1 rRNA gene is annotated in these 1,123 nt (G+C 50.1%); it reads left to right on the forward strand.

Going from position 1 to position 1,123, the window contains the following annotated elements:
* Positions 1–3 precede the first annotated feature (3 nt).
* Positions 4–1,123, forward strand: a 16S ribosomal RNA gene (locus B8963_RS15805); the annotation flags it as partial.

The raw sequence follows: 1,123 nt of genomic DNA on the forward strand, positions 1-1,123 counted from the left end.
ACAACGATGAAGAGTTTGATCCTGGCTCAGGATGAACGCTAGCGGCAGGCCTAACACATGCAAGTCGAGGGGTAACAGGGAGCTTGCTCCGCTGACGACCGGCGCACGGGTGCGCAACGCGTATGCAATCTACCTCTTACTAGGGGATAGCCCAGAGAAATTTGGATTAATACCCTATATTATATGGAGTCGGCATCGGCATTATATTAAAGGTTACGGTAAGAGATGAGCATGCGTCCCATTAGTTAGTTGGTAAGGTAACGGCTTACCAAGACTTCGATGGGTAGGGGTCCTGAGAGGGAGATCCCCCACACTGGTACTGAGACACGGACCAGACTCCTACGGGAGGCAGCAGTGAGGAATATTGGACAATGGGCGGAAGCCTGATCCAGCCATGCCGCGTGCAGGAAGACTGCCCTATGGGTTGTAAACTGCTTTTATACGGGAAGAATAAGGTCTACGTGTAGACTGATGACGGTACCGTAAGAATAAGGACCGGCTAACTCCGTGCCAGCAGCCGCGGTAATACGGAGGGTCCGAGCGTTATCCGGAATTATTGGGTTTAAAGGGTCCGTAGGCGGGCTGTTAAGTCAGGGGTGAAAGTTTGCAGCTCAACTGTAAAATTGCCTTTGATACTGGCGGTCTTGAGTTATATTGAAGTGGCTAGAATATGTAGTGTAGCGGTGAAATGCATAGATATTACATAGAATACCGATTGCGAAGGCAGGTCACTAAGTATTAACTGACGCTGATGGACGAAAGCGTGGGTAGCGAACAGGATTAGATACCCTGGTAGTCCACGCCGTAAACGATGGATACTAGCTGTGTGGTTTTCGGACTGCGCGGCCAAGCGAAAGTGATAAGTATCCCACCTGGGGAGTACGTTCGCAAGAATGAAACTCAAAGGAATTGACGGGGGCCCGCACAAGCGGTGGAGCATGTGGTTTAATTCGATGATACGCGAGGAACCTTACCAGGGCTTAAATGTAGATTGACAGGTTTAGAGATAGACTTTCCTTCGGGCAATTTACAAGGTGCTGCATGGTTGTCGTCAGCTCGTGCCGTGAGGTGTCAGGTTAAGTCCTATAACGAGCGCAACCCCTGTCGTTAGTTGCCAGCATGT

Origin of the sequence: Cellulophaga tyrosinoxydans, from assembly GCF_900176415.1 — a bacterium.
Classification (GTDB): domain Bacteria; phylum Bacteroidota; class Bacteroidia; order Flavobacteriales; family Flavobacteriaceae; genus Cellulophaga; species Cellulophaga tyrosinoxydans.